Origin of the sequence: Streptomyces sp. NPDC000075 (assembly GCF_040301925.1) — a bacterium.
Taxonomy (GTDB): Bacteria; Actinomycetota; Actinomycetes; order Streptomycetales; family Streptomycetaceae; genus Streptomyces; species Streptomyces polychromogenes.
The window spans coordinates 23895-41111 of the sequence record NZ_JBEPFL010000043.1 but is presented as its reverse complement, the minus strand read 5'-3'; the positions used below and the strand labels follow the sequence as shown (position 1 = coordinate 41111).

At 73.9% G+C, this 17217-nt stretch carries 16 protein-coding genes; 11 read left to right on the top strand and 5 right to left on the bottom strand.

Annotation, left to right across the window (positions count from 1 at the left end):
* Nucleotides 1-70: 70 nt before the first annotated feature.
* The 8 genes from ABT403_RS34255 (at nucleotide 71) to ABT403_RS34220 (ending at nucleotide 7780) form a co-directional block, all read left to right on the top strand.
* Nucleotides 71-1027 (top strand): helix-turn-helix transcriptional regulator, encoded by a 957-nt coding sequence (locus ABT403_RS34255; RefSeq protein WP_344159063.1) that lies wholly within the window; start codon nucleotides 71-73, stop codon nucleotides 1025-1027.
* 44 nt (nucleotides 1028-1071) lie between these two features.
* Complete coding sequence (locus tag ABT403_RS34250) at nucleotides 1072-2040, top strand: helix-turn-helix transcriptional regulator (RefSeq protein WP_344159065.1); 969 nt, start codon at nucleotides 1072-1074, stop codon at nucleotides 2038-2040.
* Between the two features lie 15 nt (nucleotides 2041-2055).
* A complete protein-coding gene (locus ABT403_RS34245; RefSeq protein WP_344159067.1) occupies nucleotides 2056-2289 on the top strand; it encodes a CpXC domain-containing protein in 234 nt (77 codons plus the stop codon).
* Between the two features lie 23 nt (nucleotides 2290-2312).
* Nucleotides 2313-2522, top strand: coding sequence for a hypothetical protein (locus ABT403_RS34240; RefSeq protein WP_344159069.1), 210 nt, complete (start codon nucleotides 2313-2315; stop codon nucleotides 2520-2522).
* A gap of 221 nt (nucleotides 2523-2743) precedes the next feature.
* Nucleotides 2744-3034 carry a Sec-independent protein translocase subunit TatA gene (gene tatA / locus ABT403_RS34235; protein ID WP_042814548.1) on the top strand — a complete coding sequence of 97 codons (291 nt, stop codon included), beginning with the start codon at nucleotides 2744-2746 and terminating at the stop codon, nucleotides 3032-3034.
* 59 nt (nucleotides 3035-3093) lie between these two features.
* The gene (gene tatC / locus ABT403_RS34230) at nucleotides 3094-4059 is read left to right on the top strand and encodes a twin-arginine translocase subunit TatC (RefSeq protein ID WP_344159071.1); all 966 of its coding nucleotides are present in this window, start codon (nucleotides 3094-3096) and stop codon (nucleotides 4057-4059) included.
* Between the two features lie 120 nt (nucleotides 4060-4179).
* Complete coding sequence (locus ABT403_RS34225) at nucleotides 4180-7032, top strand: DEAD/DEAH box helicase (RefSeq protein ID WP_344159072.1); 2853 nt, start codon at nucleotides 4180-4182, stop codon at nucleotides 7030-7032.
* A gap of 91 nt (nucleotides 7033-7123) precedes the next feature.
* The gene (locus ABT403_RS34220; RefSeq protein ID WP_344159073.1) at nucleotides 7124-7780 is read left to right on the top strand and encodes a TetR/AcrR family transcriptional regulator; all 657 of its coding nucleotides are present in this window, start codon (nucleotides 7124-7126) and stop codon (nucleotides 7778-7780) included.
* On the opposite strand, the gene ABT403_RS34215 is transcribed toward ABT403_RS34220, so the two are convergent.
* The 4 genes from ABT403_RS34215 to ABT403_RS34200 form a co-directional block, all read right to left on the bottom strand.
* On the bottom strand, nucleotides 7777-8760 hold the full coding sequence (locus ABT403_RS34215; protein ID WP_344159074.1) for a pseudouridine synthase: 984 nt from the start codon (nucleotides 8758-8760) through the stop codon (nucleotides 7777-7779). The genes ABT403_RS34220 and ABT403_RS34215 overlap by 4 nt on opposite strands.
* Nucleotides 8761-8783: 23 nt before the next feature.
* Complete coding sequence (locus tag ABT403_RS34210; protein WP_344159076.1) at nucleotides 8784-10325, bottom strand: serine hydrolase; 1542 nt, start codon at nucleotides 10323-10325, stop codon at nucleotides 8784-8786.
* Between the two features lie 166 nt (nucleotides 10326-10491).
* Nucleotides 10492-11337, bottom strand: coding sequence for a siderophore-interacting protein (locus tag ABT403_RS34205; protein WP_344159078.1), 846 nt, complete (start codon nucleotides 11335-11337; stop codon nucleotides 10492-10494).
* Nucleotides 11338-11386: 49 nt separating this feature from the next.
* Nucleotides 11387-12292 (bottom strand): 5'-3' exonuclease, encoded by a 906-nt coding sequence (locus tag ABT403_RS34200; RefSeq protein WP_344159786.1) that lies wholly within the window; start codon nucleotides 12290-12292, stop codon nucleotides 11387-11389.
* 269 nt (nucleotides 12293-12561) lie between these two features.
* Between ABT403_RS34200 and ABT403_RS34195 the strand changes: the two genes are divergently transcribed.
* From ABT403_RS34195 to ABT403_RS34185, 3 genes are all read left to right on the top strand, one after another.
* The gene (locus ABT403_RS34195; RefSeq protein ID WP_344159080.1) at nucleotides 12562-14535 is read left to right on the top strand and encodes a Dyp-type peroxidase; all 1974 of its coding nucleotides are present in this window, start codon (nucleotides 12562-12564) and stop codon (nucleotides 14533-14535) included.
* A 253-nt stretch (nucleotides 14536-14788) separates the two neighbouring features.
* Nucleotides 14789-15337 carry a helix-turn-helix domain-containing protein gene (locus ABT403_RS34190; RefSeq protein ID WP_344159789.1) on the top strand — a complete coding sequence of 183 codons (549 nt, stop codon included), beginning with the start codon at nucleotides 14789-14791 and terminating at the stop codon, nucleotides 15335-15337.
* Between the two features lie 4 nt (nucleotides 15338-15341).
* A complete protein-coding gene (locus ABT403_RS34185; RefSeq protein WP_344159082.1) occupies nucleotides 15342-16076 on the top strand; it encodes a helical backbone metal receptor in 735 nt (244 codons plus the stop codon).
* Here the strand turns inward: ABT403_RS34185 and ABT403_RS34180 are convergent.
* On the bottom strand, nucleotides 16045-17169 hold the full coding sequence (locus tag ABT403_RS34180; protein ID WP_344159084.1) for a TDT family transporter: 1125 nt from the start codon (nucleotides 17167-17169) through the stop codon (nucleotides 16045-16047). The two genes, ABT403_RS34185 and ABT403_RS34180, sit on opposite strands and share 32 nt — an antisense overlap.
* Between the last annotated feature and the right edge of the window lie 48 nt (nucleotides 17170-17217).

Below are 17217 nucleotides of genomic sequence, written 5' to 3'. Positions count from 1 at the left end.
TCCGGGACCGCCTTGGCGGTACGGTCAACGGTCACGAGTGTGTGTGTCGAGGAGCGGGGGACGGGCGTCGATGGCGATCGCCAAGGCCGAGCGGCTGATGAATCTGGCGCTGTGTCTGCTGGGGACCCGACGTCCCCTCAGCAAGCGTGAGCTGCGCGGGTCGATCGAGGCGTACCTGGAAGCCGGGAACGACGACTCCTTCAACCGCATGTTCGAGCGGGACAAGGACGACCTCCGCGAACTCGGCCTGGTGATCGAGACGGTGGAGAACCTGGAGGGCGAGACCGGCTACCTGGCCCGCCGCGACAGCAACCGCCTCCCGCCCGTCTCCCTGGACGCCGAGGAGGCCGCCGCCCTCGGGCTGGCCGCCAAGGTCTGGCAGCAGGCCCGCCTCGCGGGCGCGGCCAGCGGCGCCCTGCAGAAGCTGCGCGCCGGCGGGATGCCGGAGACCGGCGACCCGTACGAGGGCCAGCACAGCGCGATCGAGCCGCGCATCCCCGTCCACGAGGCCGCCTTCGAGCCGCTCATGCTGGCCTGCCGCGACCGGCGGCCCGTGGTGTTCGACTACCGCAAGTCCAACGCCGCCCGGCCCGAGCCGCGCCAGGTCGAGCCGTGGGCCCTGGAGTGCTGGCGCGGCCACTGGTACCTCGCCGGCTACGACCGCGACCGCGGGGCGGAGCGGGTGTTCCGGCTCTCCCGGATCACCGGCAAGGTCCGCTCGCGGGCCGGCAAGTACACCGCCGAGGTCCCGGACGTGGTGACCGTACGGGAGACCGTGGCGGCCTGGGCCGGCGAGGGCGCCCAGCGCTCGGCGCTGATCCGGCTGCGCGCCGGGTCCGGCTACCCGCTGCGGGCCAAGGCCACCGCGGTCCGCGAGGGCGCCGACGGCTGGGACGAGCTGGAGATCCCCTACGGGCACGGGCTGGACGCCTGGCTCGTGGAGTTCGGCCCGGACGTCGTGGTGGTGGAACCCGCGGACCTGCGGGCCGACGTGGTGGACCGGCTGCGCGCCGTCGCCCAGGGCTGACCAGGAACTTCACTAGCAACGCCCTGAGGGGGAGACGTACCAGCATGGCCGCGAACGCCATCGACCAGACCCGCCGGATGCTGTCCCTGGTGACCTACCTGCGCGAGCGCCCCGGAGCGCACGTCGCGGACGTCGCCCGGGCCTTCGGGATCACCGAGGACGAGCTGATCTCGGACCTCGACGTCCTGCCCATGTGCGGGACCAGCTTCCGGGGCGGGGACCTGCTCGACATCGACACCGACGGCGACCGCATCTGGTGGCACAACGCCGACGCCTCGGGGGAGTCCACCGCCGAGCCGCTGCGCCTGGCCGCCGACGAGGCCACCTCCCTGCTCGTCGCCGCCCGCGCGGTGGCGACCCTGCCGGGGCTGCGCGAGAGCGACCGGGACGCGCTGCTGCGGGCCACCGCCAAGCTGGAGGCCGCCGCCGGCGAGGCCGCCGGGGCCAGCTCCCGGCTGTCGGTGACCTTCGAGTCCGAGGGCGGGGTCTTCGCCGACGTCGACCGGGCCATCTCCGAGCGGCGCCGGCTGTGGCTGCGCTACTACTCGCCCGCCCGCGACGAGCTCACCGAGCGCACCGTCGACCCGATCCGGCTCTTCGCGGTGGGGCACACCTACCTGGAGGGCTGGTGCCACCTCTCCGAGGCGCGGCGCACCTTCCGCCTCGACCGGGTCGCCGAGATCCGCCTCCTCGACGAGCGCTCCGAACCGCCCGCCATCGAGCCCCGGGACCTGTCCGAGGGGCTGGTCCAGCCGGCCGCCGAGGACCCGGAGGTGGTCGTCGAGGTCGGCCCCGGCGGACGCTGGGTCGCCGAGTACTACCCGCACGACAGCGCCGAGGAGCTGCCCGGTGGGGGCCTGAGGATCGCGCTGCGCAGTCCCGACCCCGCCTCCCTGCGCCGGCTGGCGCTGCGCCTGGGCCGCGACGGGCGGATCGTCTCGCCGCCCGAGCTGGCGCACAGCGCCCGCAAGGCCGCCACAGAGGCACTCGCGGGGTACGGGGAACAGGTCTAGAGGGAGCACGGAGAGATGTCGCCATCTTCCGGTGCGGAACCGGTCACCTTCAAGGCCGCCTGTCCCGAGTGCCGGGCGCGCTTCGAGCTCGCGGCGGGTGCCCTGAGGCTGGCGATCGGCGGCAGCCGGCGGACCACCTTCTACTCCTTCACCTGCCCCGAATGCTCCGCGCAGGTCCGCAAACCCGCCGGTGAGCGCATCGTGGAGCTGCTGACCGGTGGCGGAGTGAGCACCCTGCGCAGTCTCTGAGACGGGGGCGCTAGGCTCGTCCCATGCTGTGGCCGATGCTTGCGATTGCCCTGGGTTTCCTCGGGGTCGCCGTCCTGTCCGTGCTGGCCCTGCGGGTCTTCCTGGAGGTCCGGCGGCTGTCGGGGCAGGTGGCCCTGGCCAGCCGCCGGATCACCGAGGCCTCCGGGGACCTGGAGCGGGCCGCGACCGACCTGGCCGGCGCCGCCCGGCGCGAGGGCTCCCTCCGGTCCTAGGCCGCCTCTCCGCCCGGTGCGCAGCGTTCACGTAGTGGTTATGGAAACCGCGCGGCCGGACCCGTACCGTCGGAGCCGCCGGCAAGCGCTGACCCCCCTGGGGATTGCCGGGCGTTCACCCCCGGGGGTTACGATCCATGTCAGAGAGGTACGGGACGACGTCTGTCCGGTATCGCGAGGCCACCACAAACCAGCCGTTTCGGTGAGTAAGGAAGACACACATGATCGGCAATCTGAAGCCCCTCGAGATCCTTCTGATCATCGCTGTCATCGTGCTGCTGTTCGGTGCCAAGAAGCTCCCCGAGATGGCCCGCTCGCTCGGCAAGTCGGCCCGGATCCTCAAGAGCGAGGCCAAGGCCATGAAGAAGGACGGCGAGGCCGACGACGCGCCCGCCGCCGCCCCGGCCGCCGACACCCAGCAGCCCGTCGCCCCGCGCACCATCCAGGCGGCGCCCGGTGACGTCACCAGCTCCCGTCCGGTCGGCGAGCCGGGCCGCACCGCCCAGGGCTGACACCCGGGGGGCCCTCCCCCCAGCACGCCGGTCATTTGCAACGAGACAAGGGACGTGGGTTGCTCAAGTCTGCCCGCAAGCAGGGGAAACGAGATCGGCTTCCGAAGGACGCCGAAGGGCGGATGCCGCTCGTCGAGCACCTGCGTGAGCTGAGAAACCGCCTGCTGAAGTCGGTCCTGGCGATCGGCCTGATCACGATCGTCTGCGCCTACTTCTTCCGGCCGATCATCGACTTCCTGCTGGAGCCGATGCTCTCCTCCGTCGGCTGCGTGAACGGGGCCACCCACCAGCGCAACGGCGCCCCCTGCGCCGAGATGACCGCCAACGGTCTGACCGGGCCGTTCTCCATCGCCCTCAAGGTCGGCCTGTCCGCGGGCCTGGTGCTGTCCGCCCCGGTCTGGCTGTACCAGCTGTGGGCGTTCGCCGCCCCCGGCCTGCACAAGAACGAGAAGCGGTACACGCTCAGCTTCGTGGCCGTCGGCGCCCCGCTGTTCCTGGCCGGCGCGGTCCTCGCGTACAAGATCCTCCCGCAGACCGCGGAGATCCTCCTCGGCTTCACCCCCGACCACGTCAAGAACCTGCTCCCGGTCGACGACTACCTCGACCTGGTCACGCGCATGGTCGTGGTCTTCGGCCTCGCCTTCGAGCTCCCGCTGATCCTGGTCCTGCTGAACTTCACCGGGGTCCTCAGCGCCAAGCGGCTGGCCGGCTGGTGGCGGGGCATGGTCCTCGGCATCACGATCTTCGCGGCCTTCGCCACGCCCACCGGCGACCCGGTCACCATGCTGACCTTGGCCTCGCCGATCGTGGCCCTCTACTTCCTCGCCCTCGGGGTCTGCCTCCTCAACGACCGCCGCCGCCGGCGCGCCAACCCGGACGCCGACCTCGACGACGACGAGGCCTCGGACCTGGACCTGACCCCCTCGTCCATCGGCGCGGCGGACGCGGCCCCGGCCCCCTCCGCCCTCCCCGAGCAGTCCGACGGCGGCCGCCGCCAGATCAACGGGTACGACGACGCCACCTGAGAGGTGAAGCCGGCCGGCCCGGGCGGGCCGGCCGGCCCCGGAGGACCTCAGGGAGCCTCCGGCTGATCACATAAATGGTCGAGACTGTTGTCAGAGGCGGCGGGTAGGCTCGACAGCAAGATGACCGAAGAACTCTCACCCGCCGAGCGGTACGCCGCTGCCCGGATCCGCGCCGCCGAAGAGGCCTCCGCCCTGGCCCCCTTCCGCGAGATGTACGAATTCGACCTGGACCCGTACCAGGTCGAGGCCTGCAAGGCACTGGAGGCCGGCAAAGGCGTCCTGGTGGCCGCCCCGACCGGCTCGGGCAAGACCATCGTGGGCGAGTTCGCCGTGCACCTCGCCCTCCAGCAGGGCCGCAAGTGCTTCTACACGACGCCCATCAAGGCCCTGTCGAACCAGAAGTACGCGGACCTCGTCAAGCGCTACGGCGCCGACAAGGTCGGCCTGCTGACCGGCGACAACAGCGTCAACGGCGACGCGCCCGTGGTCGTGATGACCACCGAGGTGCTCCGCAACATGCTCTACGCGGGCTCCCAGGCACTCAGCGGCCTCGGCTACGTCGTGATGGACGAGGTGCACTACCTCTCCGACCGCTTCCGCGGCGCCGTCTGGGAGGAGGTGATCATCCACCTCCCCGAGTCGGTGACCCTGGTCTCCCTCTCCGCGACCGTCTCCAACGCCGAGGAGTTCGGCGACTGGCTCGACACCGTGCGCGGCGACACCGAGGTGATCGTCTCCGAGGAGCGCCCCGTACCGCTGTGGCAGCACGTCATGGCCGGCCGCCGGATCTACGACCTCTTCGAGGAGGAGTCCGACCACGGAGGCCGCGGCTCCGCCCGCCGGGAGGTCAACCCCGACCTCCTGCGCATGGCCCGCGAGGAGAACAGCCGCACCTACAGCCCCAAGGACCGGCGGCGCGGCAAGATGGTCCGCGAGGCCGACCGCGAGCGCGAACGCCGCTCCCGCAGCCGGATCTGGACCCCCGGCCGCCCCGAGGTCATCGCCCGCCTGGACAACGACGACCTGCTGCCCGCGATCAACTTCATCTTCAGCCGGGCCGGCTGCGAGGCCGCCGTCCAGCAGTGCCTCTACGCGGGCCTGCGGCTCAACGACGACACCGCCCGCCTCAAGGTGCGCGAGATCGTCGAGGAGCGCACCGCCTCCATCCCGGCCGAGGACCTCCACGTCCTGGGCTACTACGAGTGGCTCGAAGGCCTGGAGCGCGGCATCGCCGCCCACCACGCGGGCATGCTCCCCACCTTCAAGGAGGTCGTCGAGGAGCTGTTCGTCCGCGGCCTCGTCAAGGCCGTCTTCGCCACGGAGACCCTCGCCCTGGGCATCAACATGCCCGCGCGCACGGTCATCCTGGAGAAGCTCGTCAAGTGGAACGGCGAGCAGCACGCCGACATCACCCCCGGCGAGTACACCCAGCTCACCGGCCGGGCCGGCCGCCGCGGCATCGACGTCGAGGGCCACGCCGTGGTGCTCTGGCAGCGCGGCATGGACCCGGTGCAGCTCGCCGGTCTCGCCGGCACGCGCACCTATCCGCTGCGCTCCAGCTTCAAGCCCTCGTACAACATGGCCGTCAACCTGGTCCAGCAGTTCGGGCGCCACCGCTCCCGCGAACTGCTGGAAACCTCCTTCGCGCAGTTCCAGGCCGACCGCTCGGTCGTCGGGATCTCCCGCCAGGTCCAGCGCAACGAGGAGGGGCTGGAGGGCTACCGCGAGGGCATGACCTGCCACCTCGGCGACTTCGAGGAGTACGCGCGGCTGCGCCGGGACCTCAAGGACCGGGAGACCGAACTGGCCAAGCAGGGGGCGGCGCAGCGCCGCGCCCAGGCGGCGAGCTCCCTGGAGAAGCTCAAGCCGGGCGACGTCATCCACGTGCCGACGGGCAAGTTCGCCGGGCTCGCGCTGGTCCTGGACCCGGGCGTGCCGGGCGGCCGCAGCAACGGGCACCGCGGGTACGAGTACCACGAGGGCCCGCGCCCGCTGGTGCTCACCGCCGAACGGCAGGTCAAGCGGCTCGCCGCGATCGACTTCCCGGTACCGGTCGAGGCCATCGACCGGATGCGGATCCCGAAGACCTTCAACCCCCGCTCCCCGCAGTCCCGCCGGGACCTGGCGACCGCCCTGCGCAACAAGGCCGGGAACATCCAGCCCGAGCGGCAGCGGCGCGGCCGGGCCGCGGCCGCCGACGACCGCGAGATCGCCCGGCTGCGCGCCGAGCTGCGCGCGCACCCCTGCCACGGCTGCGACGAGCGCGAGGACCACGCCCGCTGGGCGGAGCGCTACCACCGGCTCAAGCGCGACACCCTCCAGCTGGAGCGGCGCATCGAGGGCCGGACGAACACCATCGCCCGCACCTTCGACCGGATCCACGCGCTCCTGACCGAGCTGGACTACCTGCGCGAGGACGAGGTCACCGTGCACGGCAAGCGGCTGGCCCGGCTCTACGGAGAGCTGGACCTGCTGGCCTCCGAGTGCCTGCGCGAGGGCGTCTGGGAGGGGCTGAACCCGGCCGAACTGGCCGCCTGCGTCTCGGCGCTGGTCTTCGAGGCCCGCCAGTCCGACGACGCGGCCCCGCCGAAGGTGCCGAACGGCCCGGCGAAGGCGGCGCTCGGCGAGATGGTCCGCATCTGGGGCCGGCTCGACGCCCTGGAGGAGGAGCACCGCATCAACCAGGCGGAGGGCGTGGGCCAGCGCGAGCCGGACCTCGGCTTCGCGTGGGCGGCCTACCAGTGGGCCTCCGACAAGAGCCTGGACGAGGTGCTGCGCGAGGCCGAGATGCCGGCCGGTGACTTCGTGCGCTGGTGCAAGCAGGTCATCGACGTCCTCGGGCAGATCGCGGCGGCGGCCCCGGCCTCCACCGCCCCGCCGTCCTCGGCCGGGGGGAGCACGGTGGCGAAGAACGCCCGCAAGGCCGTCGACGCCCTGCTGCGGGGTGTCGTGGCCTACAGCTCGGTCGGGTAGTGCCTTTCGGTGCTTCCTCCGAGCCCGTGGGCGGCCGGATCTCATCTCTCGCCATGATCGGTTCGCGGCGCCCTGTGCGACGATCGGACGTATGAGTGGGGGAACGGGTGAAGGGCCGAGACGGGTCGGTCGGCCGCGTGCCGATCAGCTGAGAACGCCGAGCGGCCGGCCGCCGCGCGAGGAACTCCTCTGCGCGGCGGCCGAGCTGTTCTCGGGGCGGGGGTACGCGGCCACCACCACGCGGGCGGTGGCCGAGCGGGCCGGGATGCGCCAGGCCACGATGTACCACTACTTCAGCGGCAAGGAGGAACTCCTCGCCGAACTCCTGGAGTCCACCGTCGCCCCGTCGCTGGCGCTCTCCCGCCGCCTGCTGGCCGAGGCGGGCCGGCCCGCCGAACGGCGGCTGTGGGAGCTGTGCCGCTCGGACGTGCTGCTGCTGTGCGGGGGACCGTACGACCTGGGCGCCCTCTACCTGTTGACCGAGCTGGACCGGCCGCGGCTGGCGCGGTTCCGCCGGATGCGCGAGGAACTGCGCGACAACTACCGGGCGTTGCTCGACGCCACCCCCCTCGGAGCCGAACTGGCCGGGGACGGCGCCGGACTGGCCCTGCGCAACGACCTGGTGTTCGGTCTGATCGAGGGCGTCATGCTGATCCGCCGCTCCGACCCCGGCCGTCCGGTGGCGGCCTTCGCGGAGGCCGCCGCCGACGCGGCGCTGCGGATCGCGGGCCTGGGCCCGGCCCACTAGGTCGCGGCCGGTCCGGCCGCCGGGCCGGCTTCCCAGCCCTCGAGGTCGTCCCAGGCCTGGAGGGTGAGGCCCGTCTCCAGGTGGTGGTCGAGGCCCGTCACCGGGTCGGTGAAGGACAGGGTCCTGGCCAGCAGCTGGAGCGGACGCCGGTAGTCCGCCGGGTCGGCCGGCTCGGCCACCACCGGGTAGACCGGGTCGCCGAGGATGGGCAGGCCCAGAGCGTTCATGTGCACCCGCAGCTGGTGGGTGCGCCCGGTGTGCGGGGTCAGCCGGTAGCGGCCCAGCGGGCCCCGGGAGGCGACGAGTTCGATCAGGCTCTCGGCGTTGGGTTCGGCGTCCGGGACCTCGACCGCCGCCATCACCCCGCGCACCTTCTCGATGTGGCTGCGCACCGTCCGGGGCAGGGACACGTCCGGGTCGTGGGCGGCGAGGGCCTCGTACTCCTTGCGGACCCGCCGCTGCTGGAAGAGGAGCTGGTAGGCGCCCCGGTCCTCGGGGCGGACGCTGAACATCACCAGTCCGGCCGTCATCCGGTCCAGGCGGTGCGCCGGGCTGAGCGCGGGCAGGTCCAGCTCCCGGCGCAGCCGGGCCAGGGCGGTCTCGGTGACGTGGCTGCCGCGCGGGGTGGTCGCCAGGAAGTGCGGCTTGTCCACCACCAGGAGGTGCCGGTCGCGGTGGACGACGCGGATCGGGAAGGGCACGGGCGGCTCGGCGGGCATGTCGCGGTGGAACCAGAGCCAGCCGCCGGGCTCGTACGGGTCCCGCGGCCGCAGCACCCGTCCGCCCTCGCCCAGCACCCGGCCGGCGTCCAGCAGCCGCGCCATCGACTCGGCGCCGCGCGTGCCGGCGTAGCGCTCGGCCAGGTAGTCGCCCAGGTGCGGCCAGCGCCCTTCGGGGTCGGGGGGAAGGCGCATCCGGACCGGGTCGATGCCGTCCCGCTGGGGGAGGGGCGCGGGCGGGATGTGGGATCTGCGGCTCATCGGGACCAGGGTAGGCGGCCGGCCTACTTCCGGGTGAAGGTGCCCAGGTGTTCGGCGTCCAGGTACTCGATGCGGACCTTGCCGTCGGAGAAGGTCACCCCGGTGCGGCCGATGGCGTTCTCGCCGGCGGTCTCGAAGCTGAACGTGTCGCCGTCGTAGGGGGTGAGCGGGAAGCGCAGGGGCTTGGGGCCGAGGGAGAGGGTCAGGGCTCCCTTGGCGTCGGCGGTGACGGTGAGCGGGCCGTAGAAGGGGTTCTCGTAGGTGCCGGTGTACGCGCTCGCCGCGCGGGCGGGCTTGGCTCCGGCGGGCGGGTGCGCGTAGTCGGTGGTGGAGCGGTGGCCTTCGTTCAGCTCCTGCGCGTACAGGGCGCCGGTCAGGGCCAGCCAGTCGGCGGTCGGCGCGCCGTGCTCGGCGGTGTCGAAGAAGTCCAGGGCGATCGCGTCGGCCTGGCCGACGGGGGCCGCGTTGGTCAGGACGACGATGCCGAGCTGTTCGAGGGGGAGCATGGTGACGTTGGTGTTGGCGCCGAGTTCGAAGCCGCCCGAGTGGCCCAGGCGCAGCCGGCCGGCGTCGTCGTAGCTGACGTTCCAGCCGAGGCCGTAGAACTGCGGGACCCCGCGGAAGGTCTGGGGCTGGGAGACGATCTCGGGGAGGCGGGTGCGGTTGAGGCTGTCGGCGGGGATGATCCGCTTCCCGTCGAGGACCCCGTCGCCGAGCTGGAGCCGCAGCCAGCGGGCCATGTCCCGGGCGGTGGAGCTGGCCCCGCCGGCCGGTGTCTGGGCGTCGGCGTCGCGGACGAAGCGCGGGCTCCAGGTGCCGTCGGGGTTCTTGACGTGCGTGTAGGCGCGGTCGGAGGCGTTCGCGTAGGCGGAGAACTCGGTGCTGGTGTGCGTCATCCCGGCGGGCTTGAACAGGGTGTCCGCGCTGAGCTTCTGCCAGGTGGTGCCGTGGGCGCGGGCGACGGCCTCGGCGGCGGCGGTGAGGCCGAAGTTGGTGTAGGCGTAGCTCGCGCGGAAGGGGGTGAGGGGCTCCTCGCGGAGGTGGCCGAGGATGTACGACTGGTCGTAGCCGAGGTCCTCCAGGAGGTCGCCGGCGTGGTCGGGCAGGCCGCTGCGGTGGGAGAACAGGTCGGCGGGGGTGACGTGGGAGGTCACCCAGGGGTCCTTCAGCGCGAAGCCGGGCAGGGAGGAGCCGAGGGGCTCGTCCCAGGCGGCGGGGTCGCGCAGGGCGCCGGCGACGACGGTGGAGGAGAGCGGCTTGGAGACGGAGGCCAGCTGGAAGACGGTGTCCGGGTCCACCTTCGCGCTCTCGCCGGTGCGGCGGAGGCCGAAGCCCTTGAGGTAGAGCACCTTGTCGCGGTGGACCACGGCCACCGCCACGCCGGGGATGCCGGTGCGGCGCATGACGTCCGCGACGTCCGCGTCGAGGCGGCTCACCGCCGTGGCGACGGCGGCGTCGCTGATGCGGGGTCTGGGGGGCGGGGGCGGGGTCGGCTCCGCCGCGGCCGTCCCGGCTGTGAGCAGGATCGCCGCCCCGGCGAACGCGGCGGCGCGGTGCGTGCGCATGTCGCCATTGTGGCGTTCGGGTGAGTCCGGCGCGCGGCGGGGCCGCTGCGCGGAGCTTCTCCCCGCCCCGCCCTTTCTCCGTTTCCACCTCAAACGCCGGTGCGGCTACGAACACGGCGCTCCGCGCCCGCGCCTCAAACGCCGGCGGGGCTGGATATCGCAGGGGTCAGGCGGCGGCTCGGGCCGGGAGGTCCTGTTCGGCTTCCACCGTGGCGTTCCAGTCCCGCTTGATCGCCCGCCACCCCTCGTCCGTCTCGCCCTGGCGCCAGTAGCCGGAGATGGAGAGCCGCTCGCGCGCCACCCCCCGGTCCAGGCGCAGGTGGCGGCGGAGTTCCTTCACGAAGCCGGCCTCGCCGTGGATGAAGGCGTGGACGTCCGCCGAGGGGAAGTCCAGCGAGGTGACGGCCTCCAGCAGGGCCGCGCCCACCGGGCGGTCGCCCCGGTGGAGCCAGACGGGGGTGACGCCGTCCGGGGTGGCGATGTCCTGCTCGTCCTGCGGGCCGTCGATCTCCACGAAGGCGTACACCCGCGCCCCGCGCGGCATCCGCTCCATCGAGGCGGCGATCGCCGGCAGGGCGCTCTCGTCGCCCGCGAGGAGGTGCCAGCCGGCGGCGGGGTCCGGGGCGTAGCAGCCGCCGGGGCCGAGGAAGTGGACGAGCTCGCCGGGCTGGACGCGGGCCGCCCACGGGCCGGCGAGGCCCTCGTCGCCGTGGACGACGAAGTCCAGGGTCAGCTCCAGCCGCTCCGGGTCCCAGGCGCGGACCGTGTAGGCGCGCTGGCGGGGCCAGGCCTCGCGGTGGTGCGTCGCGCGGATCACGTCGAGGTTCCAGGGCTCCGGGTAGCGCACGCCCTCGGGTTCGAAGAGGAGCTTGACGTAGTGGTCGGTGTACGCGCCCGCGCCGAATCCGGCCAGTCCGTCTCCGCCCAGCACGAGCCGCACCATGTGCGGTGTCAGCCGTTCGGTGCGTACGACGACTGCGGTGCCGACGGTACGGGTGCGTCCTTCTGCCACGGTCTCTCCCCTGGTGCTTACGAAGCTTAGGATTACCTAAGTTAGCACCTCATGGGCGCAGTGCGCTGCTCAGGCGTGACACCGCTCCTCCCAGACCCCACCGATGGGCGAGCGCCTCGACCATTTCGGGCCGGGCGGGGGACTGGGGGAGGGCCGGGTCGAAGGCGGGGAGCGGCACGTCCGCGGCCACCTTGACGACCTTCGGGGCCACCGCCAGGTAGGGGCGGGATTCGTCCAGGCGCTTGCGCTGGGTGGGGGTCAGCTTCGACGTCGGGTCGTCGACGGCCGCGATGATCCCGGCCAGGTCCCCGTACGCGTCCAGCAGCTTGGCGGCGGTCTTCTCGCCAATGCCCGGGACTCCCGGCAGTCCGTCGCTCGGGTCGCCGCGCAGCAGCGCCAGGTCCGCGTAGCCGGGGCCGTCCACCCCGTACTTCTCGCGCAGCCAGGCCTCGTCGGTCACCTGGAGGCTGCCCACGCCCTTGAGCGGGTACAGGACCCGGCGCGCCCGGGCGTCGTCGACCAGCTGGTAGAGGTCCCGGTCGCCGGTGACGATGTCCACCGGGCCGGTGGCGCGGGCCGTCAGGGTGCCGATCACGTCGTCCGCCTCGTACCCGGCGACCCCCACCCGGGCGATGCCGAACGCGTCCAGCGCCGCCTCGATGATCGGGACCTGCGGGGCCAGGGTGTCGGGGGTCTCCTCCACGTCCGGACCCGACTCCGTGAGCTCCGCGACCCGGTGCGCCTTGTACGAGGGGATCAGCGAGACCCGCCAGTGCGGCCGCCAGTCGGCGTCCATGCAGGCCACCAGGTCGTCGGGGCGATGGTCCTGCACCAGCCGGCCGATGAAGTCGAGCAGCCCGCGCACGGCGTTGACGGGGGTGCCGTCCGGGGCCTTCACGGAGTCCGGGACGCCGAAGTAGGCGCGGTAGTAGAGGGACGCGGTGTCCAGGAGCATCAGCCGTCGTGTGGTCGTCGTCATGCAGGCGATGATGCCGCAACCCGCCCGGCCGCAGGGCCGTCACCCCTGGTGGGCGAATGATCACTCAAACAGTTCGTCCGGCGCGCGCGCCCGCGCTTCCTCCCCGAGGGTGTTGATCACAGGCGGGCCGCTCGGCCGCGCCCGGTCCCCGTGCGAGGAGTTCCGTACGCCCCTGCCCGCGCGCGCCGTCGGCGCGCGGCGGGGGCGGTGCGGCGCGGCCCCGCCCCCAGCCCCCAGGAGCCCCGATGGATGCCGTCCAGTCCACCGACCCCGCCCGCAGGACCGTGATCAGGGCCGGTGCGGTGGCCGCCGCCGCGCTGGCCGCGTGCCCCCGCGCCGCGGCCGCGGCGACGACGGCCCCGCGGCCGGCGGCCGCACCCCCGCCGGCCGCCGCCGACGCGGCGGACCTGCCCCTGCGCTCCGACCGCGACAGCCAGGGCGACATCCTCGCCGGCTCCCGCAAGGACCACGCCTGCCTGCTGTTCCTCCGCTTCCGCGAGCCGGTCCTGGCCCGGCGCTGGCTGCGCCGGCTGCTGCCGCAGATCTCCACCACCGAGGAGATGGCCAGGTTCAACGCCGCCTTCAGCGCCGCCCGGACCAAGGCGGGCGGAACCGACCCGGCCTCCCTGTCCGCCCAGTGGACCGGGCTCTCCCTCACCCATGCGGGCCTGGGCTTCCTCGCCGGCCGTGACCCCTTCCCCGCACTGCCGGCCGGCAGCACCGCCGAGGCCTTCGCCCAGGGGCCCGCCGAGCGGGCCGAGGCGCTCGGGGACACCGGCGACAGCTCCCCCGACTCCTGGCTGTTCGGCGGCGAGGGGCCGCACCGGGCCGTGCACGCGATCCTCAACCTGGCGGCGGACGACCCCAGGAAGCTCGCCGAGGCCGTCGACCGCCACCAGCAGGCCCTCGGGCCCGCCCAGGGGGTGCTGGTCTTCCGGCAGGACGCCGGCACCCTGCCCGGCGCCCTGCGCGGGCACGAGCACTTCGGCTTCACCGACGGCATCAGCCAGCCGGGCGTGCGCGGGTTCAACGCCCCCGACCCGGCGACCGGCAACACCGTGCTCGGCAAGCCCGGCGCCCGGCTGGTCCCCGCCGGGGAGTTCATCGTCGGACAGGAGAAGGCGGGGAACCGGCCCGCCGGACTGCCCGCCTGGGCCACCGGGGGCTCCTTCCAGGTCGTCCGCCGGCTCGCCCAGGACGTGCCCGGCTGGTGGGCCCAGGCCCGCGAGCGGCTGGCCGAGCTCAAGCGGGCCGGGGCCGCGCCCGCCGACGCGACCGACACCTGGCTCGCCGCCCGGCTGGTCGGCCGCTGGCCCGGCGGCACCCCCGTCGCGGGCTGCCCCCTCGCCGAACGGCCCTGCCCGGCCGGCACCGGCCCGACCGCCGTCTCCTACCGCGACGACCCGCAGGGCTGGCACACCCCGCTGTTCGCGCACATCCGCAAGGGCAACCCGCGCGACGGCCTCGTCCCCGCCCTCGGCCGCCCCCCGCTCGACCCCGCCGTGACCGACGGCCACCGCATCATCCGGCGCGGGATCCCGTACGGCCCCGCCTACGACCCCGCCCAGGAACCCGGGCAGGGCACGAACGGGGCCTCGCGCGGGCTGGTGTTCATCGGCTACCAGGCCGACCTGGTCCAGCAGTTCGAGTTCGTGGCCAAGCAGTGGATCAACGAGCCGGACTTCCCGGCCGGCCGCAACCCGCGCACCGGCGCCGACCCCGTCCTCGGCCCCGGCTCGCCCGTCGCCTTCGAGAGCGAGTCCGAGGGCGGCAGCCGCGCCACCACCCTGCGCTTCGGCCGGTTCATCCGCACCGAGGGCGCCCTCTACGCCTTCACCCCCTCGATCCCCGTCCTGCGGGAACTGGCCGAGGGCCGGCTCGAGGTCTCCCTGGAGGTCCACCCCGGCACCGTGCTGCGCGCGGGCGACGTCCTCGACGCCGGCGCCGCCCGGCTGACCCTCGACGCCGACGGGGACCTCGTCCTCCTCGACCCCTCCGGAGCCCGGCGCTGGAGCGCGGGCACCGCGGGGAAGGGCAGCGAGGCCGCCTTCTCCCGCGACGGCGAGCTCACCGTGCGCACCGCCGACGGCAAGGCCGCCTGGAGCAGCGGCACCGCCGGTCACCCGGGCGCCCGGCTGCTGGTCCGCCCCGGCGGGGACGCGGTGGTCCTCGACGGCGACCGTGTGCTGTGGCGGGCCGGCGACGGCGACGCGGGGTGACCGGGCGGGTACGGGAATCGGCCGGGGAGCGGCCCGGAGAGCCCTTGCGCGCGAATCCGGGGGCGGTTGCTGCGTAAGGTGCTTACAGCACACCGATGTGCGACCACGGGTAGGGGAGGGCAGCCCCGACATGAACGGCAAGGAAGACGGGAACATCGCGGACGCCACGGACGGCACGGAGTACGGCTTCGCCCGGGCGGGCGGCCCCGACGTGAACGACAAGGAGAAGGACGCCAAGGAGCAGCCGCTGCGGGTGGGCGTCGCGGTGCGCAAGCGGCGCCGCGCGCTGCACCTCACGCTGGCCGCGGTGTCGGCGCGCAGCGGGCTGTCCGTGCCCTTCCTGAGCCAGATAGAGAACGAGCGCGCCCGCCCCAGCATGCGCTCGCTGGAGCGGGTCGCGGACGCCCTGGAGACCACGGCCGTCGACCTGCTCGCCGCCTCCGACACCGCCCGCACGGTGGACCTGGTGCGGGCCGGTGACGATTCCGGGCTCGGGCCCGTGGGCGGGGTGCGTCCCCTCGTACGCGGCCACCACCAGCTGCACGCGCTGGAGTTCAACGGCGACCAGGACGCCGGCCGCGAGTACCAGCACCGCAACGACGAGCTGATGTACGTGGTCTCCGGCGCCTGCCAGGTGGAGGCCGAGGGCCGCGCCTACCGGCTGGAGGAGGGCGACGCGCTGTTCCTCTCCGGCGGGGTGCGCCACCGCTGGAGGGCCGTCAGCGACGACACCCGGCTGCTGGTCGTGGCCGTCGGCGACCACATCCACGCCACCTCCGAGCCGCCCTCGCCGGGGCACTGAGCCGGTGCGCGTCGTCTCGCTCGTGCCCTCCCTGACCGAAGCGGTCGCGGTGAGCGCGCCGGGCCTGCTCGCCGGGGTCACCGACTGGTGCACCCATCCGGCCGCCGGCCTGGGGGAGGCCGTACGGATCGGCGGGACGAAGAACCCCGACGTCCGGGCCGTCGCGGAGCTGCGCCCCGACCTGGTGATCGCCAACGAGGAGGAGAACCGGGCCCCGGACCTGGCGGCGCTGCGCGCGGCCGGGCTGGAGGTGCTGGTCACCGAGATCCGCGACCTGCCGCAGGCCTTCTCCGAGCTGGACCGGCTGCTGGTGGGGGCGCTGGGGCTGGAGCGCCCCGAGTGGCTGGACCGGGCCGAGGAGGCCTGGGCGCGGGTGGAGCCCGTCGGGGAGCTGACCGCCTTCGTGCCGATCTGGCGCCGGCCGTGGATGGTGCTGGGCCGGGACACCTTCGCGGGCGACCTGCTGGCCCGGCTGGGGGTGCGCAACGCCTACGCGGGGCACCCCGAGCGGTATCCCAGGGTGCCGGTGGAGGAACTGGCGGGGAGCGGCTGCGATCTGGTGGTGCTCCCCGACGAGCCGTACCGCTTCACGGCGGACGACGGCCCGGAGGCCTTCCCCGGCCTGCCCGCCGCACTCGTCAGCGGCCGCCACCTGACCTGGTACGGGCCCTCGCTGGCGGAGGCCCCGGCGGTGCTGGCGGCGGCGCTCAGGCGGTCTTCGGCAGCAGCCGCCCGCTGAACAGGCCGCGCAGGGTGTGGACGGCGGCCAGCAGCCAGGCGGTGACCAGACCCAGGAACAGGACGGCGGCCAGCCAGGCGAAGGCGTCCAGCCCGGTGTGGCGGGCCAGCCCGGCGGCGCCGGTGACGCAGGTGCCGACGGGGAAGGTCAGCGCCCACCAGGTCATCGCGAAGCCCATGCCGTCCCTCGCGGCCCGGACCAGCATCGCGGCCGCGAGGGCCAGCCACAGCAGGGCGAAGCCCATGACGGGCACCCCGTAGACGACGGCGAAGGCGCCGAGGGCCTGGGCGTAGGGGGCTTCGACGGCGCCGGGCGCCACGTCGGCGAGCTGGTTCACGGCGGTGGTCGACTGGCCGAGGGGGCCGAGGACCAGGAAGAGGGCGGGGGTCAGCGCCAGGGGCAGGGGGCCGTGGGTGATCAGCCGGCCGAAGACCAGGGGGAGCAGCAGCAGGACGGCCAGCAGGCTGATCCCGAACATCGCGTAGCAGGCCATCAGCAGGGCCTCACGGGGCTGCCCGGCGGGCAGGTGGGGGACCAGCAGGGGGCCGACGGCGGCGGAGACCATGGGCGAGACCACGGGCAGCAGCCAGACGGGAGAGGCCTGCGCGGCCTCGACCTTGTGCCGGACCACCATCAGGTAGGGCACCACGACGGCCATGACCAGGCCGATCACGGTGCCGGCGGTGAACAGGACGGTGTCCACGGCGACGGCGGCGCCGGTCCCGATCAGGTCCTTGCCGACGATGAGCGTGCCGCCGCCGACGGCCAGCAGGGCCATCGCCAGGCACCCGTAGAAGGGGGCGACGGCCGGGTCGAGGAGGTGGGCGCGGGCCTGGTCGCGGTGGTGCAGCCAGTGCCCGGCGCGGGCGGTCAGCAGGACGGCGAGGGCCACGGCGGACAGCGCCCAGACGAGCTGGCAGGCCACGCGCTGGCCCGGGAGCTGGTAGGGGAGGGTGGCCCCGGCGTTCGCGATGATCGCCGTACCCATGACGGAGGCGTACCAGTTGGGGCCGAGGTGGCGCAGCGCGGGGGCCTTGTGGGCCCGGGGCGCGAGTTCTATGACGGTGCGGGGTCGCACGGCGGTGGTGGCCATGGGTCCAGCGTCCCGTCGGCCGGGGCCGTACGGCAGAGGTCGCACGTC